Origin of the sequence: Variovorax atrisoli 110B (genome assembly GCF_000382045.1) — a bacterium.
Lineage (GTDB): Bacteria > Pseudomonadota > Gammaproteobacteria > Burkholderiales > Burkholderiaceae_C > Variovorax > Variovorax atrisoli.
In genome coordinates this window covers 1245414-1272236 of sequence record NZ_KB907450.1, presented here as the reverse complement: position 1 = coordinate 1272236, position 26823 = coordinate 1245414, and the positions used below count along the sequence as shown (strand labels likewise).

The 26823-nt window shown below is 68.3% G+C and carries 29 protein-coding genes and 2 tRNA genes; 17 read left to right on the top strand and 14 right to left on the bottom strand.

The window, feature by feature from the left end:
• Positions 1-57: 57 nt before the first annotated feature.
• On the top strand, positions 58-840 hold the full coding sequence (locus G369_RS0106030) for a 3-hydroxybutyrate dehydrogenase (RefSeq protein ID WP_019653083.1): 783 nt from the start codon (positions 58-60) through the stop codon (positions 838-840).
• 123 nt (positions 841-963) lie between these two features.
• Here the strand turns inward: G369_RS0106030 and G369_RS0106025 are convergent, their stop codons facing one another.
• A complete protein-coding gene (locus tag G369_RS0106025; RefSeq protein ID WP_019653082.1) occupies positions 964-1914 on the bottom strand; it encodes a bifunctional helix-turn-helix transcriptional regulator/GNAT family N-acetyltransferase in 951 nt (316 codons plus the stop codon).
• Between the two features lie 158 nt (positions 1915-2072).
• Here G369_RS0106025 and G369_RS0106020 point away from each other — a divergent pair, with 158 nt between their 5' ends.
• Complete coding sequence (locus G369_RS0106020; RefSeq protein WP_019653081.1) at positions 2073-4472, top strand: YgiQ family radical SAM protein; 2400 nt, start codon at positions 2073-2075, stop codon at positions 4470-4472.
• Positions 4473-4496: 24 nt separating this feature from the next.
• Here the strand turns inward: G369_RS0106020 and G369_RS0106015 are convergent, their stop codons facing one another.
• Positions 4497-4877 carry a tautomerase family protein gene (locus tag G369_RS0106015; RefSeq protein ID WP_019653080.1) on the bottom strand — a complete coding sequence of 127 codons (381 nt, stop codon included), beginning with the start codon at positions 4875-4877 and terminating at the stop codon, positions 4497-4499.
• 237 nt (positions 4878-5114) lie between these two features.
• On the opposite strand from G369_RS0106015, the gene G369_RS0106010 reads away from it, so the two are divergent.
• On the top strand, positions 5115-6032 hold the full coding sequence (locus G369_RS0106010; RefSeq protein ID WP_019653079.1) for a DMT family transporter: 918 nt from the start codon (positions 5115-5117) through the stop codon (positions 6030-6032).
• 38 nt (positions 6033-6070) lie between these two features.
• Positions 6071-6979 (top strand): hypothetical protein, encoded by a 909-nt coding sequence (locus G369_RS0106005; RefSeq protein WP_019653078.1) that lies wholly within the window; start codon positions 6071-6073, stop codon positions 6977-6979.
• 3 nt (positions 6980-6982) lie between these two features.
• Here G369_RS0106005 and G369_RS0106000 read toward each other — a convergent pair whose 3' ends face one another.
• Positions 6983-7858, bottom strand: a complete 876-nt coding sequence (locus G369_RS0106000; RefSeq protein WP_019653077.1) for a CoA transferase — start codon at positions 7856-7858, stop codon at positions 6983-6985.
• 143 nt (positions 7859-8001) lie between these two features.
• Between G369_RS0106000 and G369_RS0105995 the strand changes: the two genes are divergently transcribed.
• Positions 8002-8904, top strand: coding sequence for an SDR family oxidoreductase (locus tag G369_RS0105995; protein ID WP_019653076.1), 903 nt, complete (start codon positions 8002-8004; stop codon positions 8902-8904).
• Between the two features lie 10 nt (positions 8905-8914).
• Here the strand turns inward: G369_RS0105995 and G369_RS0105990 are convergent, their stop codons facing one another.
• Entirely contained in the window at positions 8915-9373 is a 459-nt protein-coding gene (locus G369_RS0105990) for an Lrp/AsnC family transcriptional regulator (RefSeq protein WP_019653075.1), read from the bottom strand.
• Positions 9374-9500: 127 nt separating this feature from the next.
• Here G369_RS0105990 and G369_RS0105985 point away from each other — a divergent pair, with 127 nt between their 5' ends.
• A complete protein-coding gene (locus tag G369_RS0105985) occupies positions 9501-10109 on the top strand; it encodes a glutathione S-transferase (RefSeq protein WP_019653074.1) in 609 nt (202 codons plus the stop codon).
• Between the two features lie 6 nt (positions 10110-10115).
• On the opposite strand, the gene G369_RS0105980 is transcribed toward G369_RS0105985, so the two are convergent.
• Positions 10116-10514, bottom strand: a complete 399-nt coding sequence (locus tag G369_RS0105980; RefSeq protein WP_019653073.1) for a DUF488 domain-containing protein — start codon at positions 10512-10514, stop codon at positions 10116-10118.
• A gap of 39 nt (positions 10515-10553) precedes the next feature.
• Positions 10554-12428, bottom strand: coding sequence for a PhoX family protein (locus tag G369_RS0105975; protein ID WP_019653072.1), 1875 nt, complete (start codon positions 12426-12428; stop codon positions 10554-10556).
• An 89-nt stretch (positions 12429-12517) separates the two neighbouring features.
• Here G369_RS0105975 and G369_RS0105970 point away from each other — a divergent pair, with 89 nt between their 5' ends.
• Positions 12518-13348 carry a crotonase/enoyl-CoA hydratase family protein gene (locus tag G369_RS0105970; RefSeq protein ID WP_019653071.1) on the top strand — a complete coding sequence of 277 codons (831 nt, stop codon included), beginning with the start codon at positions 12518-12520 and terminating at the stop codon, positions 13346-13348.
• Between the two features lie 384 nt (positions 13349-13732).
• Positions 13733-14047: a hypothetical protein gene (locus G369_RS0105965; protein ID WP_019653070.1), complete on the top strand. Its 315-nt coding sequence runs from the start codon at positions 13733-13735 to the stop codon at positions 14045-14047.
• A gap of 28 nt (positions 14048-14075) precedes the next feature.
• On the opposite strand, the gene G369_RS35475 is transcribed toward G369_RS0105965, so the two are convergent.
• From G369_RS35475 to G369_RS0105945, 4 genes are all read right to left on the bottom strand, one after another.
• On the bottom strand, positions 14076-14303 hold the full coding sequence (locus G369_RS35475) for a hypothetical protein (RefSeq protein ID WP_019653069.1): 228 nt from the start codon (positions 14301-14303) through the stop codon (positions 14076-14078).
• A 33-nt stretch (positions 14304-14336) separates the two neighbouring features.
• A complete protein-coding gene (locus tag G369_RS0105955) occupies positions 14337-15590 on the bottom strand; it encodes an acyl-CoA dehydrogenase family protein (protein WP_019653068.1) in 1254 nt (417 codons plus the stop codon).
• Positions 15591-15723: 133 nt separating this feature from the next.
• On the bottom strand, positions 15724-16890 hold the full coding sequence (locus G369_RS0105950) for a DSD1 family PLP-dependent enzyme (RefSeq protein ID WP_019653067.1): 1167 nt from the start codon (positions 16888-16890) through the stop codon (positions 15724-15726).
• A gap of 107 nt (positions 16891-16997) precedes the next feature.
• Positions 16998-17303, bottom strand: a complete 306-nt coding sequence (locus G369_RS0105945; RefSeq protein WP_026346223.1) for a hypothetical protein — start codon at positions 17301-17303, stop codon at positions 16998-17000.
• Here G369_RS0105945 and G369_RS0105940 point away from each other — a divergent pair.
• From G369_RS0105940 to G369_RS0105900, 9 genes are all read left to right on the top strand, one after another.
• The gene (locus tag G369_RS0105940; protein WP_244164276.1) at positions 17302-17715 is read left to right on the top strand and encodes a hypothetical protein; all 414 of its coding nucleotides are present in this window, start codon (positions 17302-17304) and stop codon (positions 17713-17715) included. The two genes, G369_RS0105945 and G369_RS0105940, sit on opposite strands and share 2 nt — an antisense overlap.
• A gap of 173 nt (positions 17716-17888) precedes the next feature.
• Positions 17889-18152: a hypothetical protein gene (locus G369_RS0105935; RefSeq protein ID WP_019653064.1), complete on the top strand. Its 264-nt coding sequence runs from the start codon at positions 17889-17891 to the stop codon at positions 18150-18152.
• A gap of 70 nt (positions 18153-18222) precedes the next feature.
• Positions 18223-18429 (top strand): hypothetical protein, encoded by a 207-nt coding sequence (locus G369_RS38435; protein WP_145759154.1) that lies wholly within the window; start codon positions 18223-18225, stop codon positions 18427-18429.
• 120 nt (positions 18430-18549) lie between these two features.
• Positions 18550-19002: a hypothetical protein gene (locus G369_RS39210; RefSeq protein ID WP_019653063.1), complete on the top strand. Its 453-nt coding sequence runs from the start codon at positions 18550-18552 to the stop codon at positions 19000-19002.
• A gap of 98 nt (positions 19003-19100) precedes the next feature.
• The gene (locus tag G369_RS0105925) at positions 19101-20633 is read left to right on the top strand and encodes a GGDEF domain-containing protein (RefSeq protein WP_019653062.1); all 1533 of its coding nucleotides are present in this window, start codon (positions 19101-19103) and stop codon (positions 20631-20633) included.
• A 119-nt stretch (positions 20634-20752) separates the two neighbouring features.
• Positions 20753-21832, top strand: coding sequence for a putative FMN-dependent luciferase-like monooxygenase (locus G369_RS0105920; RefSeq protein WP_019653061.1), 1080 nt, complete (start codon positions 20753-20755; stop codon positions 21830-21832).
• Between the two features lie 47 nt (positions 21833-21879).
• Entirely contained in the window at positions 21880-22527 is a 648-nt protein-coding gene (locus tag G369_RS0105915; RefSeq protein ID WP_019653060.1) for a CMD domain protein, read from the top strand.
• Between the two features lie 46 nt (positions 22528-22573).
• Entirely contained in the window at positions 22574-23185 is a 612-nt protein-coding gene (locus tag G369_RS0105910) for an alkylhydroperoxidase domain protein (RefSeq protein ID WP_019653059.1), read from the top strand.
• Positions 23186-23582: 397 nt separating this feature from the next.
• Positions 23583-23659 (top strand) — tRNA-Arg (locus tag G369_RS0105900).
• A gap of 160 nt (positions 23660-23819) precedes the next feature.
• Here G369_RS0105900 and G369_RS0105895 read toward each other — a convergent pair.
• The 4 genes from G369_RS0105895 to G369_RS0105880 all read right to left on the bottom strand — a co-directional run bounded on the left by G369_RS0105895 (position 23820) and on the right by G369_RS0105880 (position 26748).
• A tRNA-Pro gene (locus G369_RS0105895) sits at positions 23820-23896 on the bottom strand.
• Positions 23897-23931: 35 nt separating this feature from the next.
• The gene (locus G369_RS0105890) at positions 23932-24636 is read right to left on the bottom strand and encodes a glutathione binding-like protein (RefSeq protein ID WP_019653058.1); all 705 of its coding nucleotides are present in this window, start codon (positions 24634-24636) and stop codon (positions 23932-23934) included.
• A gap of 117 nt (positions 24637-24753) precedes the next feature.
• On the bottom strand, positions 24754-25023 hold the full coding sequence (locus G369_RS0105885) for a UBP-type zinc finger domain-containing protein (protein ID WP_019653057.1): 270 nt from the start codon (positions 25021-25023) through the stop codon (positions 24754-24756).
• Between the two features lie 42 nt (positions 25024-25065).
• Positions 25066-26748, bottom strand: coding sequence for an FAD-dependent oxidoreductase (locus G369_RS0105880; protein WP_207918265.1), 1683 nt, complete (start codon positions 26746-26748; stop codon positions 25066-25068).
• Between the last annotated feature and the right edge of the window lie 75 nt (positions 26749-26823).

Below are 26823 nucleotides of genomic sequence, written 5' to 3'. Positions count from 1 at the left end.
TTCGGAAACGGCGCAGGAATTCATCCTTCTCTCTCCTCAACCCTCAAGGACATCACCATGCAACTCAAGGACAAGGTCGCCTACATCACCGGCTCGGCCAGCGGCATCGGCAAGGAAATCGCCATCCTGTTCGCCCAGGAAGGCGCGAAGATCATCATCGCCGACCTGAACAAGGAAGCGGCCGACGCCACCGCGGCCGAACTCAAGGCCACGGGCGCGCAGGCCATCGGCGTGGGCGTGGACGTGACGAACGAAGACCAGGTCAACGCCTCGGTGGAAGAGGGCGCCGCGGCCTTCGGCGGCATCGACATCCTGATCAGCAACGCCGGCATCCAGATCGTGCATCCGGTGGAGGAGTTCAGCTTCGCCGACTGGAAGAAGATGCTCGCCATCCACCTCGACGGCGCCTTTCTCACCACCAAGGCCTGCCTGAAGCACATGTACGCGCAGGGCCGCGGCGGCAGCGTGATCTACATGGGCTCGGTGCACTCCAAGGAGGCCTCGCTGCTGAAGGCGCCCTACGTGACGGCCAAGCACGGCCTCATCGGCCTGGCCAAGACCGTCGCGAAGGAAGGAGCCAAGCACGGCGTGCGCGCCAACGTGATCTGCCCGGGCTTCGTGCGCACGCCCCTGGTGGAAAAGCAGATTCCCGAGCAGGCCAAGACGCTGGGCATCACCGAGCAGGAGGTCATCAAGAACGTGATGCTGAAGGAGACGGTCGACGGGGAGTTCACGACCACGGAAGACGTGGCGCGCGTGGCGCTGCTGTTCGCGGGGTTCCCGACCAATGCGCTCACGGGTCAATCGCTCGTGGTGAGCCACGGCTGGTTCATGCAGTGAGCCTTCTCCCTCCCCCTCTGGGGGAGGGCCGGGGTGGGGCACGCGGCGTATCCATCGAAAGCTCTGCTTGCCCCCATCCCAACCTTCCCCCAGAGGGGGAAGGGGCCAGTCAGGCAGGGCCTGCTACAGCTTCAATTCCCAGGTCTCGCCCACCAGCGGCGTGCCGTATCCCTCGTGCGGCTCCGAAGCCGTGAGCTGGAAGCCGCGGCTGGCGTAGATGCCGCGCGCGGCCGTCAGGCAGCTGTTGGTCCACAGCACCATCTTGCGGTAGCCCTTCAGGCGCGCGAAGGCGATGCATTCGTCCACCAGCTTGCCGCCCAGGCCCAGCCCGCGCGCGCCGGGCGTGAGGATCAGGAGCCGCAGTTGCGCCACCGTGGCCGACTTGCGCACCACGAAGATCGAGCCGACGCGCTCGCCGTTGAGCTCGGCGATCCAGCAACGCTCCCATTCGGGCTGGAACTTGAGCAGGAACTCGCCCGCGATGTTCGCGACGAGCGCCTCGAAGGTGCTGTTCCAGCCGTACTCTCGCGCGTAGATCTCGCCGTGCTGCTGCACCACCCAGCCGATGTCGCCGGGGCCGGGCTCCCGCAGGATGGCGGCCTGCGGCCTCTCCGGCGGCGCCTGGGGATCGAGCAGCGACTGAACCGTTCCCATGGCGTGCACCAGCTGCTGTCGCTGCGCCGGGGCCAGCGAGGCGAGCAGAGCGGCTGCCTCCTCGCGCGACTTCTGCTGCAGCGGCGCGAAAGCGGCGTGGCCCGCCTCGGTCAGGCGCAGCACGCTCTGGCGCGCGTCGCGCGGATGCGGCTCGCGCACCAGCCAGCCTTCGTTCTCGAAGCGGCGAAGGATGCGGCTCAGGTAGCCCGCGTCCAGCCCGAGGTCGCGTCCGATCTCGCTGGCGACGGGTACCTCGCGGTGCGCCAGCTCGTACAGGACACGCACGTCGGTCAGCGACATGGCGCTGCCCAGGTAGGGGTCGAGCGCCCCGATGCGGCGGGTGTAGAAGCGGTTGAACTGGCGGATCGCCTTGACGGCGGCGGTATCTATGGGAGGCGAAGTCGTGGACATGGTTGCCATTGTCATTCGGTTGGTTGACTTTGGCAATCAAATTGCCGGCACATGAGTCCTTCGGGAAAGTCCGGTCACAGGTAACGCAGGGCGACAGGCATGGTGGAAAACCCTAAAATCGAGGGTTGCCCACAACGGCGCTCCCGCGGCGCTGTCAACTCCCACCGATGAACGCTCCCGTCGACGTCTCCTTTTTCGCGCGTGCCGCCAAGCCGCTGACCAGCTACCGCAAGTACTGGGCGGCCCGTTTCGGCACGGCGAAATTCCTGCCGACCTCGCGCAAGGAGATGGAAGCGCTCGGCTGGGACAGCTGCGACATCATCATCGTCACCGGCGATGCCTACGTCGACCATCCCAGCTTCGGCATGTCGGTCATCGGCCGGATGCTGGAGGCGCAGGGCTTCCGCGTGGGCATCATCGCGCAGCCCGATTGGCAGAGCGCCGAGCCCTTCAAGGCGCTGGGCAAGCCGAACCTGTTCTTCGGCGTCACCGCCGGCAACATGGATTCGATGATCAACCGGTACACAGCCGACCGGAAGATCCGCAGCGACGATGCCTACACCCCCGGCGACGTGGGCGGCGCGCGCCCCGACCGCGCAGCCATCGTGTATTCGCAGCGCTGCAAGGAAGCCTGGAACGACGTGCCGATCATCCTCGGCGGCATCGAGGGCTCGCTGCGCCGCATCGCCCACTACGACTACTGGTCGGACAAGGTGCGCCGCTCCATCGTGGTCGACTCCAAGTGCGACCTGCTGCTGTACGGCAACGCCGAGCGCGCCATCGTCGAGATCGCGCACCGCCTGGCCGCCAAGGAGCCGGTCCAGCAGATCACCGACGTGCGCGGCACCGCCTTCGTGCGGCGCGAGACGCCGGAAGGCTGGTTCGAGATCGTCTCCACCAGCGTCGACGAGCCCGGCCGCGTCGAGGCGCACGTCAATCCGTACCTCATGGTGTCCGACCAGGCCAAGGCCAACGGCGCCACCTGCGCGAAGGAAGACGAGGCCGAGGCAGTCGCGAAGGCAGCCGAGGCTGCGGGCTCTGCGGCCGTCAACCCCGCCATCAAGCCGCTGAACTTCGTGCCCAACCCCGCGCTGCAGGGCAAGGGCAAGACCAAGGTGCCTCCGCGCGAGCGCTCGGTGATCCGCCTGCCGTCCTACGAGCAGGTGCGCAGCGACCCGGTGCTCTACGCGCACGCCAACCGCGTGCTGCACCTGGAGACCAACCCCGGCAACGCCCGCGCGCTGGTGCAGGCGCACGGCGAGGGCACCACGGCGCGCGACGTGTGGATCAACCCGCCGCCGATTCCGCTCACCACGGCCGAGATGGATCACGTGTTCGACCTACCGTACGCGCGCAGCCCGCATCCGCGCTACGCCGACGAGAACGGCAGCCACGACGGCGCGACCAAGATCCCCGCGTGGGAGATGATCCGCTTCAGCGTGAACATCATGCGCGGCTGCTTCGGCGGCTGCACCTTCTGCTCCATCACCGAGCACGAGGGCCGCATCATCCAGAGCCGCTCCGAAGACTCGATCATCAAGGAGGTCGAGGCCATCCGCGATTCGGTGAAGGGCTTCACCGGCACCATCTCCGACCTCGGCGGACCCACCGCCAACATGTACCGCATCGGCTGCAAGTCGCCCGAGATCGAGGCCGCCTGCCGCAAGCCCAGCTGCGTGTACCCGGGCATCTGCCAGAACCTCAACACCAACCACGACCCGCTGATCAAGATCTACCGCCGGGCGCGTGCGTTGAAGGGCATCAAGAAGATCCTGATCGGCTCCGGCCTGCGCTACGACCTGGCGGTGCAGTCGCCCGAGTACGTGAAGGAGCTCGTGCAGCACCACGTGGGCGGCTATCTCAAGATCGCGCCCGAGCACACCGAGCAGGGCCCGCTCACGAAGATGATGAAGCCCGGCATCGGCAGCTACGACAAGTTCAAGCAGATGTTCGAGAAGTACTCGGCCGAGGCTGGCAAGAAGCAGTACCTCATTCCGTACTTCATCGCCGCACATCCGGGCACCAGCGACGAGGACATGATGAACCTCGCGATCTGGCTCAAGAAGAACGGCTTCCGCGCCGACCAGGTGCAGACCTTCTACCCGAGCCCGATGGCCACCGCCACCGCGATGTACCACTCCAACCGCAACCCGCTGCGCAAGATCACGCGCGAGAGCGAGACGGTGGACATCGTGCGCGGCGACAAGCGCCGCCGCCTGCACAAGGCCTTCCTGCGCTACCACGACGCCAACAACTGGCCGCTGCTGCGCGAGGCCCTCAAGAGCATGGGCCGCGCCGACCTGATCGGCAACGGCAAGCACCACCTCATCCCGACCTGGCAGCCGATGACCGACGGCGGCTACACCAGCGCGCGCCGCAAGAACTCGACGGCGGCACCCGTTGCCGCCAAGGCCGCACCGGTCAGGCTGGCACCGGTGAAGCCCTCGAAGGGCCGCATCCTCACGCAGCACACCGGCCTGCCGCCGCGCGACAACGGCTCGGGCACGGGTACGGCCGGGCGCAAGCCTGCCGGCCCGGTGCGCGGCAACATCCGCAAGCCGCGCTGAGTCGACCACCCCCGGGGAGCGCCCTCAGGCGTACTGCATCTCCCCGTTGCCGAACGACCAGTTCTCCTTCGCCACCTCGACGAGGTTGATGAACACGTCCTCGCGCCGGATGCCCAGCCGGCCGTGGAGGTCGTCGGCCACCCGCTTGTAGAAGGCCTTCTTCATCTCGGTCGTGCGCCCCTGGTTCAGGGTGATCTGGATCAGCACGAAACCCGGCGAATACGACACGCCGAGGTAGCTTGCCGGATGCACCAGCTCTTGCGGAGCGTGGCGCGTGATGACCTGGAACTTGTCGTGCTCCGGCACGTTGATGGTGTCCCGCATGGCCTGGTAGACCAGGTCGCCGATGGCCGGACCCAGGGTTTCGGGGGTGTCGCTGGAAAGATCGATTCGCACGAGTGGCATGGGCCGTTCCTCGAAAAAGTCTTGGGCGCATAAGATACGCGACATGGCCCGCCATCTTTCTCCCCCGTCCGCCGTCCGCTGCTGAAGCGCGCTCGCGCTCGGACCCAAGCGGTTGCCGCCAGCCGTGCCCCAAGGGCCGGCCGGCGGCTCGGATGGTCACGCCCGCTGCCTGAACCCCGATCCTGAAGCGATCGGCCATAGGCCATGGCGGGCGTCATGGAGAAAGAACTTTCATCAATGAACGCAAGAACGTCTGCCGCCCTGGCCTGGGGCGGCGTGCTGCTGGCCGGCGCCCTCTGGGGCGGTGGTGCGCTGGTGGCGCAATTCCTGATCGATGGCGGCATCGCGCCGCAGAGCCTGTCGCTGGCGCGCTTCGCCCTCGGGCTGCCGCTGCTGTGGTGGCTGCACTGGCGGGCGCCTGCCATGCCGGGGACCGGCTGGGCTGACCTGGGCGGTCGCGAGCGGCTGCAGATGCTGGCCACGGGCGCCGCGATGGCGCTCAACGTGAGCTGCTGGTTCGCCGGCATCGTGCACCTGGGGGCGGCACTGCCGACGGTCATCTCGATCTGCTGCGCGCCGGTGATCGTCGCGCTGGTGTCGGTGCTGCGCGGCTATGAGCGCCTCGGCCCGAAGCTTGTCGCGGGGCTGATGCTCGCATTGGCGGGCGTGCTCCTGCTGGTGATGCCTGCGGGAGGATGGGGCCCGCTGGCGCCGGGGCATGCGGTCGGCGTGGCGTGGTCGCTGGGCTCCGCCTTCTGCTACGCGATGGTGGTGCTGGGCAACGCGCGCATGCCCGCGCGGGTGCCGGCAGTCACGGCCTCGGCCTGGGGGATGACAGCGGCGGCGCTTTGCATGCTGGCCGTCGCCGTGCCCGCGGGCATCACCTGGCCGGACGGCGGCGCGCAATGGCTGGGCGTGGGCTACACGGGCGTGGTGACGACCTCGGTGGCTTATCTGGCCTTCGCCTGGGGCGCGCGGCGGCTGTCGCCGACGGCGGCGGTGGTCGGTACGCTGATCGAGCCGCTGGTGGCGGCCTTGCTGGCTGCGGCGCTGTTCTCGCAGGCGATGACGCCGCGCCAGTGGGCCGGGGCCTTGCTGCTGGCCGGCGCGATGCTGCTGCTGGTGCGGCGCAGCAAGCCGGCACAGTCCGACTGATGCCACGGGTGGGGCGCTCCGTTGTATGGTGTGGCCCCATGAGCAGTTCGCCCCACTCGCCGGTTTCGTGGATGCGCATCCTGGCGGCAGCGTTGTCGCTGGTGCTTGCCTCGGCGCAGGCGTTCGCGGCCGCCTCCGGGGAGAGCTCCTCCGCCCAGGCGCTGCGCGACGTCCATCAGCGCATGAGCGACAAGCTCGCGCACAGCGGCTTCGGCCGGGCCATTCAGCTGGACTCGATGGAGACTGCCGACGGCCTGCAGGGAGACGTCCATGCAGTGGTCGAGCATCCGCTCTCCGAGATCGCGACCGCGCTCAAGGGCTCGGCCCACTGGTGCGACGTGCTGACCCTGCACGTCAATAACCGGCGCTGCCGCACCTCCAGCGGCCCGCAGGGGCGCGAGATGCTCACGCTCTACGTGGTGCGACGCTACGACAAGCCCGTGGACCAGGCCTTCGAGTTGCCCTTCGTCTACCGGGTCAGCAGCAGCTCGCCCGATCACCTGCTTGTGGAGCTCTCCGCCGAAAGCGGCCCCCTGGGCACCAGCAACTATCGCGTGACGCTCGAGGCCGTGGCGCTCGACGAGCACAAGAGCTTCCTGCACTTCAGCTACAGCTACGACCACAACACCATGGTGCGCCTGGGCACCATGGCCTACCTGGCGACCTTCGGCAGCGACAAGGTGGGCTTCACCGTGGTCGGCAAGACGCCCGAGGGCCAGCCCGACTACATCCGCGGCCTGCGGGGGCTGGTGGAGCGCAATGCGATGCGCTACTTCCTGACGCTCGACGCCTACCTCTCGGCACCGGGGCCGGATCAGGCCGAGCGCCGCCAGCGTCGATGGTTCGCGGGCGCCGAACAGTACCCGCGCCAGCTGCACGAGATCGATCTGGACACCTACCTCGCGCTCAAGCGCGAAGACCGGCAGCGCGACGGCCCCGCTCGCTGAGTCCTAGTCAGCCAGCGTGAGCAGCGGCACGTCGCGCTCGCGGCTCATCGCATCGAGTTCGGCGCGCGTGCGCGTCAGCAGCCAGGCCGCCAGCGCCTCGCGGGTGGACGGCGCCAGCATGTCGTGCGAGGCGATCTGCGCGGCTTCGCAGAGCCGTTTCGCGAAATGCGGCTCCAGCGCCGCCACCGCCACGCGGCCATCGGCGCAGGGATAGACGCGGTACCCCGCATGCGCGCCTCCGACCGCGCCCGAGGGCTGGGTCAGGCCCCAGGTGCGGGGCAGGGCGAGCCAGTCGGCCGAGGCGTTCAGCGCCACTTCCAGGTAAACGCCGCCAGCCCTTCGGGAGCGCAGCAGCATGGCCTTGAGCACCGCCTCGCTCGCGAGCAGGGCGCCACCCATGTCGGCGTAGAGCGTGGGCGGCAGTTCGGTGCCGGTGACGAGGCCGCTTTCGGCCAGGTAGGTCAGGTCGTGGCCCGGCTCCTCGGCACGCTCGCCGGGCGCGCCGACGATGGCCACCTGCGACAGCGAAGGGTGGCGCGCCTGCAGCGTGGCCCAGTCGAGCTTCAGCTTGGCGAGCGCCGAGGGCCTGAACGAGCTGAGCAGCACGTCGGTGGCCGCCAGCTCGGCGTGCAGCTGCTGCTGGCCGGCCTCGGTCTTGAGGTCGAGGGTGCGGATCTCGATGCCCTCGTGCAGCGCGGCGTAGGCGGGCCGGTTGTAGAGCGCCATCGGGTCGCCGCCCGGCGGCTCCAGCTTCAGGCAGTTGGCGCCCATCCGGCGGCAGCGCAGCAGCGCGGCGGGCCCGGGCAGGTTCAGCGCGAGGCTGAGGACGCGAACGCCCTCCAGCGGTGCGAAGGCTTGGTCGTCGGCGGGGCTGGGCATCGGTCGTCGTCTCCGGAAATTTCGTTTCGCGCATTCTCGCCCCGGGGGACGGAACCACCTCACGCAAGCCGCAAGGGTGCCGCGCGCGTAGCATGTGCCGGTGGCGGCGGGTGCCGCCTTTCCATCGACCAAGGAGACGATTCATGTTCGAGACTTCCCTCATGAGCGGCCAGCGCATCCTGGTGACCGGCGGCGGCACCGGCCTCGGCCGGGCGATGGCCGAGCGCTTCCTGAGCCTCGGCGCCGACGTGGCCATCTGCGGCCGGCGCCAGTCGGTCTGCGAGGAGACGGCGGCCGAATGGCGCAAGCAGTTTCCGCAGCGGCGCATCGACACCTTCGGCGTGGACATCCGCATCGCGCAGCAGGTCGACGAGATGGTCGAGAGCCTGTTCCAGAGCGGCGGCCTCACCGGGCTGGTTAACAACGCGGCAGGCAACTTCGTCTCGCCCACTGAGGCCCTCTCGCCGCGCGCTTTCGACGCCATCGCCAACATCGTGTTCCACGGCAGCTTCTACGTGACGCAGGCGGTGGGCAAGCGCTGGGTGGCGCAGGCGAAATCGGGCGAATGGAAGCAGGGCGACGCCTTCCGCAGCGTGATGAGCATCATCGTCACCTGGGTCGACAACGGCAGCCCCTACGTGGTGCCCTCGGCCATGAGCAAGGCCGGCATCGAGGTCATGACCAAGTCGCTCGCGGTCGAATGGGCGCGCTACGGCATCCGCCTGAACGCCGTCGGCCCCGGCGAGATTCCGACGGAAGGCATGAGCAAGCGCCTGAACCCCGGCGAGGAGCCCGGCGCGCGCAGCAAGCAGAACAACCCGATGGCGCGCACCGGCCGCATGAGCGAGCTGCAGAACCTGGCTTCCTTCCTGATGGCGCCGGGCCAGTGCGACTGGCTCACCGGCCAGAGCATCATGATGGACGGCGGCAATGCACTGGCCACCGGCGGCAACTTCTACGAGCTGCGCCAGTGGAGCGACGCCGACTGGCTGGCCGCGCGCGAACGCATCGAGGCGCAGAACCAGAAGGACAAGGCGCAGCGCTGAAGGCTGCCGCCTATTTCTTCGGCGGCCTGGCCGCGTGCACGGTGACCCGCTTGTTCACGGGGCTCGACAGCACCAGCGACGTGGTCACCGAGCCATCGACCGCCAGCGCGTCCACCACCCGCTCCAGGTCGGACGGCTCGGCGATCGCGCAGCGCACGAAGAAGCAGTCTTCCCCCGTCACGCGGTCGGCGCTCAGCACCTCGGGCATCGAGTCGAACAGCTTCAGGTACCTGGCAATGCCCGCATGCGTGGTGTCGATGCGGATGATGGCCTGCAGCCCCACGCCCAGCGCGCGCAGGTTGACGCGCGCGCCGTAGCCCTCGATCACGCCCGCTTCCTCGAGCTTGCGCACCCGCTCGCTCATGGCCGGCTGCGACAGGCCGATGCGCTTGCCGATGGCGGCCAGGCTCTGGCGCGCGTCGGTCTGCAGCGCTTCGAGGATCAGGCGGTCTTTCTTGTCGATGTTCATGAGCGGAAGAGGGCAGGCGCGTGGCCGCCGATGGTTGATCGGTTTGCGGCCGTCATTTTCGATGCCTTGCCATTCGGCGCTGCCGCTGCGGCGGGTATCGTGGGCCGTCTTCCAGGAGAAAACATCCATGCAACTCGTCGGCATGCTCGACTCGCCCTACGTGCGGCGCACCGCCATCTCGCTGCGCCTGCTCGGCGTTCCCTTCGAACACCGCTCGATCTCGGTCTTCAGCACCTTCGAGCAGTTCCGCGCGATCAACCCGGTGGTGAAGGCGCCCACGCTGGTCTGCGACGATGGCTCGGTGCTGATGGATTCGACGCTCATCATCGACTACGCCCAGGCGCTCAGCGGACGCAGCCTGCTGTCGCCGGACCCGGCGCGGCGGCTGCGCGAACTGCGGCTCACGGGGCTCGCGCTGGCGGCCTGCGAGAAGACGGTCCAGATCGTCTACGAGCGCCAGCTGCGCCCGGCCGAGAAGCTGCACCAGCCGTGGGTGGACCGTGTGCGGGGTCAGCTCGCCGCTGCGTATTCGGCGCTCGAAAGCGAGCTCGCTGCCGAGCCGCTGTCGGCCAGTGAAGAGACGATGACGCAGGCCGGCGTCTCGACGGCCGTGGCCTGGGCGTTCACGCAGTTGCTGACGCCCGATGCGATTTCGCCGACCGACTTCCCGGTGCTGGCCGCGTACTCCGCACAAGCCGAGAAGCTGCCGGTTTTCGTCGGCGCGCCGATGGTCTGAGCGGAATCAGTCGACGATCTTCGCGCCGCGCTCCGCCAGCAGGCTGCGCAGCACCGAGCGGTGGCAGCGCGATTCCTCCTCGCAGTAGCAGCCCACCGAGAGCGACGTGCCATGCGACAGCGCGGCCAGCAGGTCGAGGCTGCGGCTCGCATCGGGCTCGGCCATCTCGGCCTTGAACTTGCGCACGAAGGCATTCCACTGCGCGGGCGATTCCGCCTTCTGGGCTTCCTGCGCCTGCTTCATCGCCTCGACCGAGGGGGCGAGGTTGGGATACCACACGTCGTACCAGTCCTGCGAGGCGAACTCGGTCTTCGGAACGCCGCGCGGCGGACGGCGCACGGTGCCGACGCGAAGGCCCTCGTCGGGCGCGCGCGGTGTGCCGAGGCGGACGATGCGGATGCTCATGCTGGGGCCCTTCTGATTTTTTTGCGCCTGTTGGCTGTCTCAGGTGCCGACGATACCGCCATCGCGCCGGCGTATGGCCAGCGTTGCCGAGCGGGGCCGGGCGCTGCCCGGCGTCGTGCCGTCGGGCCAGGCGCTGTTGTGCTTCGTGTCGCCGTCGTCGCGCGCCTCGCCCGGGTGCTGGATGTTGACGAACAGCGTGCGCCGGTCGGGCGTGACCACGCAGCCGGTGATCTCGCAGCCGTTGGGCCCGGTGAGGAAGCGCTTGATGCGGCCGGAGGCCGGGTCGGCGCACAGCATCTGGTTGTTGCCCAGCGAGGTGTAGGGCGGCTTGCCGATGACCTGGCCGCTGAGGTCGGTCTGGATCCACAGCAGGCCGCCGCGGTCGAAGTGCAGCCCGTCGGGCGCACCGAATGCATCGGCGCCGGCCGAGGGATAGCGCGCGCCGCTGCCGGGCTGCGCGGGGTCGCCGGCGAGCGCGAAGTGGTCCCACGAGAAGCCGGTGGAGGCCGCATCGCCCGCGTCCTCGCGCCAGCGCAGGATGCCGCCGAAGAGGTTGTTGGCGCGCGGGTTGGCCGCATCGGGAGCGGGCTTGCCGGCGTCGCCGCGCTGGCTGTTGTTGGTGAGCGTGACGTAGACCTCGCCGCTTTGCGGATGGATGGCGATCCACTCGGGCCGGTCCATCTTCGTGGCGCCGACCTGGTCGCCGGCCAGCCGCGCGTGGATCAACACCTCCGCCTGGTCGGCGAAGCCGTTCGCCGCGTCCAGGCCGTTGCGCCCGTGCGTGAGCTCGAGCCACTGGCCGCGTCCGCCGGCGTCGTAGCGCGCGGCATAGAGCGTGCCTTCGTCGAGCAGGTGCCGGTTGGCGGCGCGCGCGGCGGCGTCGGTGCCGGGGCGCACCTTGTCGCGGCTGACGAACTTGTAGATGTATTCGAAGCGCGAGTCGTCGCCCATGTAGACCACGAGGCGGCCGTCCTTCGCGACGGTGCAGGTGGCGCTTTCCTGGCGCTTGCGGCCCAGCGCGGTGCGCTTGACGGGCGTGGCCGTGGGGTCGAACGGGTCGATCTCGACCACCCAGCCGAAGCGGTGCGGCTCGTTCGGATGGCGGCTGAGGTCGAAGCGCTCGTCGAAGCGCCAGTACTCGACCCACTGCGAGCCGGCCACCGTGCCGTAGCGGCGCTGGGCCGGCGTGGCGTTGCGGGCCGCGTCCTTCGGGCCGCCGAAATAGCCGTGGAAGTTCTCCTCGCAGGTGAGGTAGGTGCCCCACGGGGTGACGCCCATGGCGCAGTTCGCGAAGGTGCCGAAGACCGCGTCGCCGGCCGGATTGGCGGCAGTGCGCATCAGCGGCGTGCCGGCGGCGGGGCCGGCTATGCGCATCGGCGTGTTGCCGTGCACGCGGCGCGCGAAGGGCGAGGGCAGCACCTGCTGCCAGCCCTGGCCGCTGCGCCGGATCTCGATCACCGAGACGCCCATGGCGTGCAGCGACTTGCGGACCTTGCCGGAAGTCCATTCCTTGACGCCGTCGGTGTGCAGCAGCTGCTCGTCGGTGTACTCGTGGTTCATCACCAGCAGGCCGCGTTCGCCGGCCGCGTCGAGCGCGAAGAAATGCATGCCGTCGTGGTGCATGCCGGCCTGCACGGCCTGGTCGTCGGCGCTGTTGCCGGCGTCGGGCGCGAAGGTCGGCATGCGGCCGGCGACGCCGGTGGGGGAGCCCCAGGGATAGAGCAACTGCCATTCGTATTCGGGCGGTATCACGATGCCGTCGCGCAGGGACGCCGGCACGCCGGTGAAGCCCAGCGTCTCGTCGGGTCCGGCGGATGGAGGCGCTGGCGTCGATGCGCAGCCCTGTCCGAACAGCGCGACCACGGCGGCGGCGGAACCCGATTGAATGAGGAAATGGCGGCGGTCCAGGGGCATGGCTTCGGTGTTGTGTTGGCGACAGCCGCCATCATCGCTTGAGCCCGTGCCCGGCGATACTGGCGCAGCAACCGCCCAGGAGACATCGAATGACCGACCGCATCGAACGCACCCGCCACGCCGACGGCGTGGTCGAACTGCATCTCTCGCGCGCCGACAAGATGAACGCGCTCGATCCGGCGATGTTCGATGCGCTCATCGAGGCCGGCGAGTCCCTGCGCGGCGACAAGACGGCGCGGGCGGTGGTGATCTCGGGCCGCGGCAAGGCCTTCTGCGCGGGGCTCGACATGGCCTCCTTCGAGCGCATGCAGCAGCAGGGCGCGGGCGCCGACGTGCTGGGCGAGGGCGCCGCCGGTGCCGACCTGGTCGTGCGCACGCACGGCATCGCGAACGCCGCCCAGCAGGTCGCGATGGTCTGGCGCGAGGTGCCGGTGCCCGTCATCGCCGCTGTGCACGGCGTGGCCTTCGGCGGCGGCCTGCAGGTGGCGCTGGGGGCGGACATCCGCATCGTCGCGCCCGACACGAAGCTGTCGGTGATGGAGATCAAGTGGGGCCTGGTACCCGACATGGCCGGCATGGTGCTGATGCGCGAACTCGCCCGTAGCGACGTGGTGCGCGAACTCACCTTCACCGGGCGCATCTTCTCGGGCGAAGAGGCGCTTCGACTGGGCTTCGCCACCCGCGTCAGCGCGGACCCGCTGGCCGAGGCGCTGCAGATGGCGCACGAGATCGCCGGCAAGAGCCCCGACGCGATCCGCGCGGGCAAGCGCCTTCTGAACGCATCGCTCTCGCAGAGCGCGGCCGAGCTGCTGCTGGCCGAATCGGTGGAGCAGAAGGCGCTGATCGGCAGCCCCAACCAGGTCGAGGCCGTGAAGGCCAACATCGAGCGGCGCGCACCGCGCTTCGGCACGCCGGGCTGACAGCCGCCTGGGTGTGGCCGGGCCGCGCTGCGGCCGATCCTGCTGAAACCATCGCTGCGCGGTGAGCGAGGCGGGCGCCCGCCCGGGCGCCGCAGTCACTCTTCGCCGGCCTTCGCGTGCCGGGTTTTGCCAGCGCGTGTTTACAAGAGCGCCCCTTCAGCGGCCTTCAATTCGGGGCTCGAGCAGCCGAAAACATCAAAGAATCCCGTTCGGTGTATCTTTATGTAAGAATAAAGTGGTTGTTTTGTAGCCCAAATGGACAAGGATGGAGGCAATTTGTGTGCAGAAGGTCACGTCTCCCCCCGTCACGGCTCCCTCAGAGGATGGCTCCGGACAGCTCACTCATTAACAATTGAATGCTTTGCCTAGCGACGGCGATCCTGCATGTCGACGACCACGTTTTTCTGTAACCTCAGCGTGCCCATCCTGGTGGGCGAGGATCGCTACAAGTACGTCCCCATCGTGGGAGTCTTTCGGAGCATTCCGTTCGATCAGGTCGATGAATGGGTGATGCACCCCGACGGCCGGCCCCGCAGCGACCGCGAGCTGGCGGCCGAAGTCCTCGTCGAGATCCGCAAGCCGCTCGGCTCGAGCGGACGCACCGCGCCGCACGCCTTCGACGTCGCGGACATCCTGCAGCTGGACCGCGCTGCCGCGATCGTCGTGTCCACGTTCCTGGCGGCGCTCCCGCGCGTCTGAAGAGGGCTGCTGACTCTCCGAATCTTCTTCAGTCGCACCTGAAGAGCACGCCGCTGGCCGCTGTAGCCGCTGTGGCCGGTGCGTCGGCCGGCTGCAGGAACCGGATCGGGTTCCCATCGATGCGGCAATAGGCCTGCGCCTCCTGCTCGCTCGCCGCCCTGAATACACCGTCGTTGAGGCGCAGCACGCCGGTTTGCGGCGCCGCGCAGCCGGCGAGGACGACGAGTGGGAGAAGGGCTGGCAGCAGTCGGCGCATGGAAGAAGCAGGTCCGTTGGAGAACCCGCGACTTTAAGCGCTCCCCACGGCCCAGTAGAAAGTCGGCCTTGTTCCGTTGAGAAGGTATTCTCCCACCACGCGTCCCTTGTAGATCGTGGGATTGTGCGAGGCGAGCGTGCGGGCATTGCGCCAGTGCCGGTCGAGCTGGCGGTCTCCCTGCAGCGCCGAGGCGCCGCCGATGTCGAAGAGCCGGGTGCCGGCCTGCAGCACCGCATCGACGATGCCGGCCTGCGCCTTGGCGGTGTTCAGCTCCACCTCGAACAGCAGGCTCTCGGGCACGGCCTCGCCGCGCTCGCGGAAGCGGTCGACCTCGCCCAGGCCGCGCGCCACGGCCTGCACGGTCGAGGTCGCGATGAATGCCGTGCTCGCGAGCTGTCCGACGACCTGCTGCACCAGCGGGTCTTCGCGCGGCGTGTCGCCGCTGCCATGGCTGTAGACGCGCTTGCGCGGCTGCACGAAGGCCACCGCGTCGCGCACGATGGCGCGCGCGATGCCGGCGAGCGTTGCAAGGTGCGTGAGCTGGAAATGCGCTGTCAGCGGGGTGGGCTGGTCGCGCACGTACAGCAGCACGTTCTCGGGCTTCACGCGCACGTTGCGAAAGCGCGTGGTGCCCGATGCGCTCAGCCGCTGGCCGAAGCCGCGCCAGTCGTCCACGCGCTCCACGCCCTGCGCCTCGGCGGGCACGAGCGCGATCACGCGGTCGCTGCTGCCGTCGTCGTTCAGGCGCTGGGCCGAAACCGAGATCCAGTCGGCATACAGCGTGCCGGTGCTGTAGAACTTGTCGCCGTCGAGCCGCCAGGCGTCGCCGTCGCGCTTCAAGGTGGTCTGCAGCGTCTTGAGCGAGCCGTCGCCGAGTTCGGTGGTGGCGTTGCCGAAGATCACGCCCTCGGCCGCAAGGCGCATCCACGGGCCGTGCAGGGCAGGGTCGATTTCCGCCAGCAGCCGCTCGATGAAGCCGAAGTGCGCGCGCAGGATCTGCGGCAGGTTGGAGTCGGCCTCGCCCAGTTCGATGAGCAGGTCGTAGAGCTGCTCCACCGAGCCGCCCAGGCCGCCGTGCTCGAGCGGCACGCGCAGCGCGCCGAAGCGCTCGGCGTTGAGCCAGGCCACGGGTTCGTAGGCGAGTTCGCGATCGGTCTCGCGCTGGGCGGAGCGCTCGGCGATGCGCTGGAAGACGGGGCGGAAGCGGGCAGCGAGTTGCTGGAACGACGGCGCCTGTGCGAGCGGCGCTTGCGCCGCGGGGCGCGTCTTGGCTTGGATGGATTCCATGGGGGCGGGGCGGCCTGAAGGCATGCCCGGGAAAAGAGGGACAGCGCCCGACTGTCCCCCGCGGCGCGGCGCTTGTGAAATACGCTTTTCGCGTTTTCTTATGCCGATGGCTTCTTCCGGCCGCGCTCGGCGGCTATCGCCTGCCGCGCGCGTCCACCGGCCAGATCGCGACCAGGGTGCCGCCCTCGACCACGTGGTAGGCGTCGTGCAGGTTCACGGTCGGATCGCAATGCGGCGTGACGAATTCCACCCGGGCACCCAGCGCGGGTCTTGGGGCCTGCGAGGCTTGAGAGCCCGCAGGCGGCATCAGCTTGCCGTGCTCGTCGCCGAAGAAGGCGTAGCGGCTCGCGGCATCCGCACCCTTGGCCACCACCGGCACGCCGCTGTCGGTGGAGAAGCACTTTGTGCCGCCGTCCACCGTCACCCAGTCGGTTGCATTGGTGCTGACCACGGCCGTCTGCACGAAGAGCGACGTCTCGAAGGGCGAGGGCCGGTCGCCGTCGGCCAGCACGCGGCTGTACTCGGCGTCCATGAAAACGTACGAGCCGGCCTGCAGTTCGGTGAACGCGTTTTCCTGCGAATCGAGGTCGTGCGTGCCGGTGCCCGCGCCGGTGACGATGTCGAAGTTCAGGCCCTGGCGCCGCGCCGCCGCGACGATGCCCGCCACCGTCTCGCGCAGGCCCGCGGCGGCCGCGCTGCGCTCATCGCGCGCCACGATGTGCTGCAGGTTGCCCGCATAGGCCTGCAGCCCGCGCAGCCGCAGGCGCGGCTCGGCGGCGGCCAGCGCGGCCAGCTCGAGCACCTTGGCCTGCGTGGCGGCGCCGGTGCGGTTGTAGCCTGCGCCGTAGTCCACCAGCACGTCGAGCGGATGCGTGAGCTCGCTGGCGGCGCGCGCAAGTTCGGCGAGGTTCTGCGGGTTGTCGACCACCACCATCACGTCGCCCGGGCGCGCCTGCTGCGCCAGCTTGATGAGCCGCGCGATCTTGCTCGGCGTGACCGCCGGCGAGGTGATGAGCACGCCCGGAATGCCGCCCTGGACCATCACCTCCGCCTCGCCCAGCGTGACGCAGCTCACGCCGATGGCGCCGGCCGCCACCTGGCGGCGCGCGATCTCGACCGACTTGTGCGTCTTCACGTGCGGGCGCAGGTTCACGCCGCGCGACTTGGCGAAGGCGGCCATGCGCTCGATGTTGCGCGTCATCGCGGGCAGGTCGATCAGCAGGGCGGGGGTGTCGAGCAGATGGCGGCCGCCGGGAACGCCGATCAGCGGCGCGTTGACTTGCTGCAGGGCTTGGGGCATCGGGGAAGGGCCTCGTGTCTCGGTTCTTGTTGTGGGGCGGGCGCCGGGCGCCCGGTGTTTCGGGGCGAGATGATCGCACCGAATCGCTCCGACGCGTCAAAGCTCCATCAGGCCGGATGCGAGGGGCTGTGCGGCCCGGGCCGGCGCAGCGCCAGCCACCACAGCAGTGCGGCATTGACCGTCCAGCTCGCAGCGAGCATCAGCAGCGCCGTGTTGGCCACGCCCGGCGACAGGCCCAGCGTCAGCAGGCTCAGCGACCAGGGAAGCCCGCCCGCGATGGCGACGAGCAGGCTCACGTCGCTGTCGGGCGCGACGGCGCAGCCCAGGATGCAGGCGACGCCGGCGACCGTGTAGATCAGCGCGGCGGCGCGCCATCCGCGGCGCACTGGTGAACGTGGATTTGCTGCGGGCATGCCCAGAGCATCGCCGATCCGCAGTGACGCCGTGAAGGCTTCTTGCGTGAAGGGATGTAGTGTTTTCGAGCACTCGCGCACGAAGCCGAATGTTCATCTGCGCTACTTGGGCCTGTCACCTGGGCGGGCCACCATGCGCGGCATGGCCGGTCAACTCATCTCCATCGCCCTGACCGTCGACCAGCACGACGAGGGCGACTATTTCTGGGTACTCCTGGAATCCTTCGACAACTCCCTGGAGTTCGAACCGCTGATGGAAGCAGCCAAGGGCTTCCCAACCTACGCCGAGGCACTGCAGGCGGGCTACGTCGTGCTGAAGGGGCTTTCGGAAGACCTGAGTGTCGGCCCCCGGGAGGAGGTCGACGAGGACATCGAGGCGGAAGAGGAAAACGCCCTCGGCAACCCCCGCTGAGCGGCTTTGGCGCGCCCGCCGAATGACCCGTGGCTGTCACGGGGGAGCGATTCCGGCTGACAAGGATTCGACACGGCTGCGACGAAATTGCAACGAGCGGTTGTCGACATTGCGCGGCCCCCGGTGGGACCGCCGCAGCGTCGTCGACCGCATTCGCAATTCAGGGAGTTCGCATGGTCGAGTATTTCCGCGTGGGCCTTCCATACATCCGCGTGCGCTTCAAGGTTCCTGCACGACGCGGCGGCAGGGTCGAGCTTCGAGGAAGGTTCGGCGCGATCACGGGCGCTAGCGGCGAATACCTGCTGGTGCGCTTCGATGGCGAGCCGGCGGCTTCCATCGTGCATCCGGTCGAGTTGAACTACGTGGAGGCGGGGGAGGCTGCCGAGCCTGGATCCGCGCTTTCTCCTGGAGAGCGGTCCGCGCCCGATATTCCTTGAGGGTAAATCCTCGCGATTTTTGTCTTCGGCAGGTCTATCTTGGATTGGTGACCAACTGCTGGAGACGATCATGTTGATGGTTACAAAAGTGGTGGCGGTCAGCGTGACTGCACTCGTCGTCGGCGGCACTCCGTCGCCGGGCAGCGATCCTGCCGATCTTTCCCTCTTTGCATCGCCCGTCGCGCCAGTCGCGGCCACCCAGGCGAATCCGAGCCCGGCGAGAGCGGCGTGCCCGAACGGGTGCAATGTCTGGCGGATGATCTACGACGGCCGCTGAGCGCAAGCGGCGGCGCCGGCCCGCCGCGGGCTGGTTAAGAGTCGCCAAAGACTGTATATTCATCCAGTCTTTGGCCACGAGCCCGGATCGGTGCGCAACTGCGTGCCGGGGCGATGAACCATGAACCAGTTCGAGCTTTTCTTCCCCAGAGGTGCTGCCGCGGCAGCATCAGCCTTTCCCATGGCCCTGTCGCAGCAACATGAGGCGATGGTGCTGCCCGAGCCATCGTTTCCAGGCGCTGCGCCCGAGGAGCCGTTCCGTTTCGAGAACGTCGAAGTGGAAGACCGGGTCGCATACACCGTCCGGCTCGCCGACTACTCCCACCCCGTGGCCGATGCGGTCAAGGTGGCCGAGCAGCGCTTCAGGCGCGAGATCGACAGGCAGCTCGGCGGCGACGTGGTCGAGGCCTTGCGAGCCTTCCAGAACGCGAGCGAATCGAGCGAGAGCGATCTGTCGAAGGCCGAGATCGCGCTGGCCAAGCGCTGGGCGAGGGCCTACGACGCGGCGCGCACCGCGGGCTTTCGCGACCTGGGCGACACCGACGAGGCGTTCTTCGACGTGCGTCCGGTCTGAAACGGGGCCTTGCTGCGTCGCCGGATCGCTGCCGATCCGGCCGCAGATGTGTCAAAGTCTGCGAGGCGCTTCAGACATCGACGCCTCGAAAGCAGATAGTGTTTCGTCGACCCTCCATCACCTTCCGGACCACGGTTTTCGTGACCGTCGTCTGCCTCGCGTTGATTGCGCTCGACTGCTGGAACAGCTGGCAGTCGCGTGCGGTCCAGCTCAGGCAGATGAGCGTCGCCACGGCCAACCTGGCGCGCGCGATGGCGCAGCAGGCGGACGACACGATCAAGGAGACCGACACCGCGCTGATCGGCGTCGTCGAGCGCGTGGAGCACGACGGCACGGGGCCGGCGGCCGTCGAGCGGCTTCACAAGGTGCTCGCCATGCGGGTGGCCGCGCTCCCGCAGCTCGATGCGATCCACGTCTACGACAAGGACGGCGGCTGGATCGTGAACTCGCGGGAGGTGCGGCCGCAGAACCTGAACAACGCCGAGCGCGAATACTTCATCTTCCATCGCGAGCACGACGACCGCGGGCCGCATATCGGCATACCGGTCAAGAGCCGCACCAACGGCAAGCTGCTGGTTCCCGTGTCGCGGCGCATCGACAACCCCGACGGCAGCTTCGGCGGCGTCGCGCTCGCCACCATCGAGGTCGACTTCTTCACCCGCTTCTACGACAGCCTCGACATCGGCCAGGCGGGCGCCGTCGCACTCATCCTCGACAGCGGCACGATGATGACCCGTCGCCCGTTCAGCACCGAGATGGTCGGGCGCAACATGCTGGAGACCGATCTCTACCGGGCCTACAAGACACTGGGGCCGGTCGGCACGGCGGAGATCAAGTCTTCGCAGGACGGCGTCACGCGCCTGAACAGCTTCAGGCGGCTTGCCAACTATCCGTTGTTCGTCGGGGCCGCGCTGTCGAAGGACGAGATCCTGGCTGCGTGGTGGGACGAGACGCTCAGGCATACGGGCGGCGTGATTCTTCTGGTGTCCATCGTCGGCTTCGTGGGCTGGCGCCTGGTGAGGCAGATGGAGCTGCAGAACAAGACCGAGGCCGAACTACGGCGCGCGCGCGACGCGCTCGAGAAGCTCAACAAGACGCTGAACACCCTCGCCATGGAAGACGGCCTCACGGGCCTCGCGAACCGCCGGCAGTTCGACGTGACGCTCGACAGCGAATTCAGCCGCGCCATGCGCGACGCCAGCACGCTGGCGCTGATCCTGCTCGATGTGGACTGCTTCAAGCAGTACAACGACATCTACGGCCACACGGCCGGAGACGAATGCCTGCAGACCATCGGCCGCACGATCGCCGATGTTGCGGCCCGGCGCCCTGGCGACCTGGCCGCCCGCTACGGCGGAGAGGAACTCGCCGTTCTCCTGCCGAATACCGACGTGGCGGCTGCGGCCGCGCTCGCGGAGAAGATCCGCAGCGCGGTGCGCGACCTGAAGATCGTGCATGCAGGCGCGCCGGATGGTTTCGTCACCTTGAGCGCCGGTGTGGATGCCTTGAGTCCCGCCGAGACGCGGCAGCCGCCGAAGGAGCTGATCCAGGCCGCGGACCGGGCCTTGTACGCCGCCAAGATGGGAGGACGCAACCGCGTCTGCACGGCCGCCGAGCGCGTGGCGGACTGAAAACCCGGTCGCACGCCGATACGCGCAAAGCGCATAAGCAAGCGCGATAACCGGATTTCCCTCGGGCCGCGTCCCGGGCAAGACTCGAAGGCCCGCCACAACACCGCCTTCTTTTCCGGATGCCCGGCATTTCCGACAAATCATCGCGCCCGCTTCGGCTCGGCTTCTTCAGCCGGCTGCTCGACGATGCGCCCGCCGCTGAGCGCTACCGCCTCGTCGCTGCACAGATCGCCCATGCCGAGGCTTTCGGCTTCGACTCGGCCTGGGTCGCGCAGCATCACTTCCACGAGCACGAGGGTGGCTTGCCCTCGCCATTCGTCTTTCTGTCGTACGTGGCCTCGCGCACGCGGCGCATTCGCCTGGGCACCGGCATCGTCACGCTGCCGCTGGAGAACGCGGTGCGCGTCGCCGAGGACGCGATCGTGCTGGACCTGCTCTCGGGCGGCCGGCTCGAGGTGGGCGTCGGGACGGGTGGCACGCCCGAATCCTTTGCAGCCTTCGGGTTGGACGGGAACGACCGCTCGGCCATCTTCGCCAGGCAGCTGGCCGCGGTGCGCTCGGCCTGGGCCGGCCGGGCGCTGGAGGGCGGCGACACGCTGTACCCCTCGGGCGAACAACTGCTCGGCCGCATCTGGCAGGCCACCTTCTCGGTCGGCGGCGGGACGCGGGCAGGGGAGGCCGTCGACGGGCTGATGCTCTCGTGCACCCAGGCGCGTCCGGAGCACGCGCCGCATGCCTCGCTCGCCGAGATCCAGAACCCCATCGTCGATGCCTACCTGGCCGCGCTGCCTCCGGGGCGCATGCCGCGCATCGTGGGCTCGCGCAGCGTGTTCGTGGCGGACACCCGCAAGGAGGCGCTGCGCCTGGCCGACATCGGCCTGCGCCGCTCGGCCGCGCGCTTCGCTGCCGCGGGACAGTCCGGCCTCGCCGACCGCGCAGGGCCCGAGGCGCCGCTCGAACAGCTGATTGCCGCCTACGACGTGCACGTCGGCTCGCCCGACGACGTGATCGCCTCCCTGCGCGCCGACAGTACGCTCGCGCGCGTGACCGACCTGGTCTGCCAGGTGCACTCCGTCGATCCGCCGCACGAGGCGATCCTGCGCTCCATCGAACTGACTGCCACCGTGGTTGCGCCGGCCCTGGGCTGGACGAGCGGCGCCGAAGAATCGAAGGACCTCCAATCCCTCGCGCTCCTGTAGCTGCGCCTCCCCCTTTTGCCTTCTTCTTTTCTTTCTTCCTCCCCTTCATGAACGCCATCGTCTCTTCTTCCGCTGTCCCGGCGGTGTCCGACGTCATCGATCGGCTGGTCGGCATCGAGCCCGGCAGCCACCTCGATCGCATTCGCGCGCATCGCGAGCAGGCACGCACCCACGCGCAGCAGAGCTATCTCGCACTGTTCGCGCCGACGCCTCCGGTGTTCGGGCACTTCGAAGTTGCGGACCGGTTCGCCGTCGCGGCCTTCGTCGCGGGGCTGCACGGGCAGGCCGAGGTGGCGCGTTTCTATGCCGATGCCTTGGTAGAGAAGGGCGCCCGCGCCGGCGTGGCGGACGCGATCGCCAGCGAGACGCAGCGAGGCGCTGCGCAAGGCCCCTATGGCCGGTATCCAGCCGGCCCGCTCAGCGCGGAGGACGCGGCCGGCCCTTCATACGCGGTGAGCGAAGCAGGGCATGCGGTGCTGGGCGAGAAGCTCTCCGCCGCGCTCGCGCATGCGCACCTGCTCGTCTTTCACCCGCGCGATGCGAGCGCCGCGGCGCTGAAATCGCTGCTGGATGCGGGATGGACCAGCACCGAGATCGTGACGCTGTCGCAGCTCGTCGCTTTCATCGCGTTCCAGATCCGCGTGGTGGCCGGCCTGAGGGCGCTGGCGCAGCGTCCCGTCACCGCCGTCGATTGAGCAAGCGAGACGAAGAGACATAGAGGCAGAGAGAGCGACCAACACCATGAGCGACGAAACCGTGCTGACCCATCCCGACAACGCCCATCCGAACGCCTTCACGCAGGCGCAGCTCGAATGGCTGCCCTGGCTGGAGCCGCTGCCCGAGGCCGAGCTGACCGAGCGGCATTTTGAAGGGCTGGTCGACGCATCGCGCGCGAAGTCGCCGTACTTCCGCCTGCTGGCGCGCGATCCGGACATCCTCGGCGCACGCACGCGCACCGACAAGGACATCTTCTACAACCCCGAAGCCGGCCTGCCGCGCGCCGAGCGCGAACTCTCGGCCGCCGCCGCCTCGCGCTACAACGGCTGCATCTATTGCGCATCGGTACACGCGCGCTTCGCCTCGCATTTCTCGCAGCGCACGCAAGACGTGCAGAAGCTGCTCGACGAAGGAGTGAAGGCCGACCTGGGCGAGCGCTGGAACGCGATCGTGGCGGCTTCGGTCGCGCTGTCCGCCACGCCGCCAGTGTTCGGGGTGGAGCACGTGGCGCAACTGCGCGCGCAGGGGCTCGATGATCTCGCGATCGCCGACGTCATCCACGGCGCGGCCTTCTTCAACTGGGCGAACCGGCTGATGCTTTCGCTCGGAGAGCCGCAGCAGGCCGCAAGCAGCTGATCGGCCTCACGAAAGCAGGTTCAGCAGCCAGGCCAGGAACCGGCCGATGGCGACCAGTGCGGCCCAGAGGGCGCGGAGTGCGTCGAGCAAGTTCAGGATCCTTCGGCGGGGTGGCTGCGGCGTCTCGGGGCGAGGTCGGCGATGGTGGTGGCTGCATCTTGCCGGTGGATCGTCTGCAGGTCGGACCGCTCCCGGCAAGCATGAAATCCAGCTTATCCGGTCAGTTGGGCTGGAATTGGGAGACGGTTGTCGCGCTTGGCTGACGGGCCCGATGGCGTGCAGCGCAATGCATCCTGCCCGCCGAACCAAGACGCGGAACTCGGTAGAATCCGCGCTCGTCCGTGAGAGCATTCACGCTCAAGTCATTGATTTTGCTGGCTTCTCTCCAGCCTCAAATCTGCCCGTAGCTCAGTTGGATAGAGCACCTGCCTTCTAAGCAGGTTGTCGGGGGTTCGATCCCCTCCGGGCAGGCCAACTTTCATCCCGCGCAGTTCCAGCCCCTGGCTTCCGGCCTGCGCGGGTGAGTTATCGGCCTTCCGCATCCCCCAGGGGCGCCTTCGCGTGCATTCCGCAGCGCAGATACAAACGAAAAATGCACACAGCCCGCAATGTGACTGTGTGCATTTCGATTTTTTGGTCGGGGCGAAAGGATTCGAACCTTCGACCCTCTGGTCCCAAACCAGATGCGCTACCAGGCTGCGCTACACCCCGACAAGCCTTCCATTCTAGCCCGGATAAAGGGGCTCTCAGCGTTTCTCGTACTGAGTCTTGCCGAAAAGAATCTCCCGCTCCTTGTCGCCGGTGATCGGCTGGCGCAGGTCTGCGAGCACCTTCACCCCGCGCTGCACCGCCGGGCGCGCGGCGATGCCGTCGAACCAATCCTTCAGATGGGGGAAGTCGGTGAGGGTGATGCCCTGGTTTTCCCAGCTGCGCAGCCACGGGAAGATGGCGATGTCGGCGATCGAGTAGCTCTTGCCGGCGATGAACTTGCTCCGCGACAGCTGCTTGTCGATCACGCCGTACAGGCGCCTGGCTTCGTTGCTGTAGCGGTCGATCGCATAGGCGATCTTCTCGGGGGCGTACATGCGGAAGTGATGCGCCTGTCCGAGCATGGGACCGACGCCGCCCATCTGGAACATCAGCCACTGAAGCACTTCGTAGCGCTCGCGGTCACCGTTCGGCAGGAACTTGCCGGTCTTGCCCGCGAGGTAGACGAGGATGGCACCCGACTCGAAGAGAGAGATCGGCTTGCCGTCCGGACCATCGGGGTCGGTGATGGCGGGGATCTTGTTGTTGGGGCTGATCTGCAGGAAGTCTGGCGCGAACTGGTCGCCCTTGCCGATGTTCACAGGGTGCGCGCGATACGGCAGGCCGCACTCCTCCAGCATGATGTGGATCTTGTGGCCGTTGGGTGTGGGCCAGGAATAGACGTCGATGGGCGATGCGGGCATGTTGTCTGGCTCTCCGGTGCGGGATGTGTTGGATGCGAGCCCGGCAGCATATACGTGCGAATCCAGGCGCGTGCAGGCGCGGGAATTCGCGGTGTGGCTGGCGAAATGCGCGAGCTCTCAGCCGACCTGCCGCTGGTGCGCGTTGCACCACATCCAGCTCTCGCCGGGTTCGAGCGACTGGATGACCGGGTGGCCTTCGGCATGCGAATGCCGCGTCGCGTGACGGTTCTTCGACGAGTCGCAGCAGCCGATGTGTCCGCAGTGCACGCAAAGACGCAGGTGCACCCAGGTGTCGCCCGTCTTCAGGCAGTCTTCGCAGCCGCGATGCTGCTGCGCATGAGGGTGCGCGATCTCGGCAGGCACGTGGTCACAGGGTTTGATGGACAACTTTGAACTCCTTCTTCTCTATTTGTGTGCAGCCGACGCCCGTCAGGCGACTGCCGAGGCCTGCGAAAGGTGCTGGTGGATCTGGGCGACCGCGGCCGCGCCTTCGCCGATGGCGCCGCCCACGCGCTTGACCGAGCCGGAGCGCACATCCCCCACGGCGAAGACGCCCGGCACGCTCGACTCGAGCACCGCGGATGGCTGCGCCGGAAAGCCGCGGCTGGCGGCGTTGCCGGTCAGCACGAAGCCATGCTTGTCGACCGCCACGCCGCAGCCTTCGAGCCACGAGGTTTCCGGTTCTGCGCCGACGAAAAGGAAGATGTTGCGTGCCGCGCAGTCATGTTCCTTGCCGGAGGTGTGACAGCGCCATGTCGCGCCGGTCAGGCCTTCGTCGGAGCCGCCATGAAGGCGCACGAGTTCCGTGTGCGGCTGCAAAGAGATGTTGGGCGTGGCCTCGATCCGGTCGATCAGGTAGCGCGACATGCTGGCAGCGAGCGACGGCCCGCGCACCAGCACGTTGACCTTAGCCGCATGGCGCGACAGGAACACCGCGGCCTGTCCGGCCGAATTGCCGCCTCCGACCAGCGCGACCTCCTGCTGCGCGCAGATCTTCGCCTCGATGGCGGAGGCCCAGTACCAGACGCCGCGGCCTTCGAATTCGGCAAGGCGCGGGACGTCGGGGCGGCGGTAGCGAGCGCCGCTGGCGATGACCACCGTGCGCGCGCGGATCGTTCGGCCGTCGGCAAGCTCGACGGCAAGGCTCTTGAGCGGGTTGTCGCGCGAGCAGTCGAGCGATGCGACCTTGGCCGGGATCAGCATCTCGACACCGAACTTCTGCGCCTGCACGAAGGCGCGGCCCGCGAGTGCCTGCCCGGAAATGCCGGTAGGAAAGCCCAGGTAGTTCTCGATGCGCGCGCTGGCGCCGGCCTGGCCGCCGAATGCCCGGCAGTCGAGCACGATCACGCGAAGCCCCTCGGACGCCGCATACACAGCGGTCGCCAGCCCGGCAGGCCCGGCGCCGACGACGGCCACGTCGTAGAGCTCGTTGCGCTCGGCGGTGTCGACCATGCCCAGGCAGCGTGCCAGCGCATCGTCGCTCGGGTTGACCAGCACAGAGCCGTCCGGGCAGACGGCGAGCAGCTTGCAGGCGCCGTATTGCTCGAGCAGCGCGGCGGCGTCGGGGTCGTGCGCTGCGTCGACCAGGTGATAGGGATAGCCGTTGCGGCGCAGGAAGTTCTCGAGCCGGGCCATGTCGGGCGACTGCGGCTGCCCGATCAGCACCGGCCCGCTGGCGCCCGACTCGATCAGCGCCACGCGCCGCAGGATCAGCGCGCGGGTGATGCGCTCGCCAAGGTCCGCTTCCGCCACCAGCAGCGCGCGCAGCTGCGCGGGCGAAACCAGCAGCGCCTCCACGTCTTCGTCGGCGTGGCCGTCGACGAGGGCAGGGCGGCCGCTCAGCTGGCCGACCTCGGCGAGGAATTCGCCCGGCCCCTGCCGCGCGATCGGCACCACATGCCCGAGGCCGTCACGTTGCGTGACAGCCACGACGCCCTTGAGCAGCACGAACATGCCAGGGCCCGTTTCACCTGCGGTGAACAGCCTCGTGCCGCGTGGGAACTGCTGGACGGTGCCGAAGCGTGCGATGCGCGCAATCTCGGTGTCACTGAGCACCGGGAAAGTCTGGTGAAGGCGGCTGCTGTCTGTGCCGGCGGGGGCAGGTGTGGCCATGAGGTCGAACTCCATTTCGCGGATCCATCGCATTAGACGACGAAGGCGGCCCGAGCGGTTGCAGGCGTCCCGCGG

What these genes read in the sequence shown, in the direction of transcription:
- G369_RS0106030 (WP_019653083.1), top strand. Translation starts at nt 58, where the DNA reads ATGCAACTCAAGGACAAGGTCGCCTACATCACCGGCTCGGCCAGCGGC.
- G369_RS0106025 (WP_019653082.1), bottom strand. Translation starts at nt 1,914, where the DNA reads ATGGCAACCATGTCCACGACTTCGCCTCCCATAGATACCGCCGCCGTC.
- G369_RS0106020 (WP_019653081.1), top strand. Translation starts at nt 2,073, where the DNA reads ATGAACGCTCCCGTCGACGTCTCCTTTTTCGCGCGTGCCGCCAAGCCG.
- G369_RS0106015 (WP_019653080.1), bottom strand. Translation starts at nt 4,877, where the DNA reads ATGCCACTCGTGCGAATCGATCTTTCCAGCGACACCCCCGAAACCCTG.
- G369_RS0106010 (WP_019653079.1), top strand. Translation starts at nt 5,115, where the DNA reads ATGAACGCAAGAACGTCTGCCGCCCTGGCCTGGGGCGGCGTGCTGCTG.
- G369_RS0106005 (WP_019653078.1), top strand. Translation starts at nt 6,071, where the DNA reads ATGAGCAGTTCGCCCCACTCGCCGGTTTCGTGGATGCGCATCCTGGCG.
- G369_RS0106000 (WP_019653077.1), bottom strand. Translation starts at nt 7,858, where the DNA reads ATGCCCAGCCCCGCCGACGACCAAGCCTTCGCACCGCTGGAGGGCGTT.
- G369_RS0105995 (WP_019653076.1), top strand. Translation starts at nt 8,002, where the DNA reads ATGTTCGAGACTTCCCTCATGAGCGGCCAGCGCATCCTGGTGACCGGC.
- G369_RS0105990 (WP_019653075.1), bottom strand. Translation starts at nt 9,373, where the DNA reads ATGAACATCGACAAGAAAGACCGCCTGATCCTCGAAGCGCTGCAGACC.
- G369_RS0105985 (WP_019653074.1), top strand. Translation starts at nt 9,501, where the DNA reads ATGCAACTCGTCGGCATGCTCGACTCGCCCTACGTGCGGCGCACCGCC.
- G369_RS0105980 (WP_019653073.1), bottom strand. Translation starts at nt 10,514, where the DNA reads ATGAGCATCCGCATCGTCCGCCTCGGCACACCGCGCGCGCCCGACGAG.
- G369_RS0105975 (WP_019653072.1), bottom strand. Translation starts at nt 12,428, where the DNA reads ATGCCCCTGGACCGCCGCCATTTCCTCATTCAATCGGGTTCCGCCGCC.
- G369_RS0105970 (WP_019653071.1), top strand. Translation starts at nt 12,518, where the DNA reads ATGACCGACCGCATCGAACGCACCCGCCACGCCGACGGCGTGGTCGAA.
- G369_RS0105965 (WP_019653070.1), top strand. Translation starts at nt 13,733, where the DNA reads ATGTCGACGACCACGTTTTTCTGTAACCTCAGCGTGCCCATCCTGGTG.
- G369_RS35475 (WP_019653069.1), bottom strand. Translation starts at nt 14,303, where the DNA reads ATGCGCCGACTGCTGCCAGCCCTTCTCCCACTCGTCGTCCTCGCCGGC.
- G369_RS0105955 (WP_019653068.1), bottom strand. Translation starts at nt 15,590, where the DNA reads ATGGAATCCATCCAAGCCAAGACGCGCCCCGCGGCGCAAGCGCCGCTC.
- G369_RS0105950 (WP_019653067.1), bottom strand. Translation starts at nt 16,890, where the DNA reads ATGCCCCAAGCCCTGCAGCAAGTCAACGCGCCGCTGATCGGCGTTCCC.
- G369_RS0105940 (WP_244164276.1), top strand. Translation starts at nt 17,302, where the DNA reads ATGCCCAGAGCATCGCCGATCCGCAGTGACGCCGTGAAGGCTTCTTGC.
- G369_RS0105945 (WP_026346223.1), bottom strand. Translation starts at nt 17,303, where the DNA reads ATGCCCGCAGCAAATCCACGTTCACCAGTGCGCCGCGGATGGCGCGCC.
- G369_RS0105935 (WP_019653064.1), top strand. Translation starts at nt 17,889, where the DNA reads ATGGTCGAGTATTTCCGCGTGGGCCTTCCATACATCCGCGTGCGCTTC.
- G369_RS38435 (WP_145759154.1), top strand. Translation starts at nt 18,223, where the DNA reads ATGTTGATGGTTACAAAAGTGGTGGCGGTCAGCGTGACTGCACTCGTC.
- G369_RS39210 (WP_019653063.1), top strand. Translation starts at nt 18,550, where the DNA reads ATGAACCAGTTCGAGCTTTTCTTCCCCAGAGGTGCTGCCGCGGCAGCA.
- G369_RS0105920 (WP_019653061.1), top strand. Translation starts at nt 20,753, where the DNA reads ATGCCCGGCATTTCCGACAAATCATCGCGCCCGCTTCGGCTCGGCTTC.
- G369_RS0105915 (WP_019653060.1), top strand. Translation starts at nt 21,880, where the DNA reads ATGAACGCCATCGTCTCTTCTTCCGCTGTCCCGGCGGTGTCCGACGTC.
- G369_RS0105910 (WP_019653059.1), top strand. Translation starts at nt 22,574, where the DNA reads ATGAGCGACGAAACCGTGCTGACCCATCCCGACAACGCCCATCCGAAC.
- G369_RS0105890 (WP_019653058.1), bottom strand. Translation starts at nt 24,636, where the DNA reads ATGCCCGCATCGCCCATCGACGTCTATTCCTGGCCCACACCCAACGGC.
- G369_RS0105880 (WP_207918265.1), bottom strand. Translation starts at nt 26,748, where the DNA reads ATGGCCACACCTGCCCCCGCCGGCACAGACAGCAGCCGCCTTCACCAG.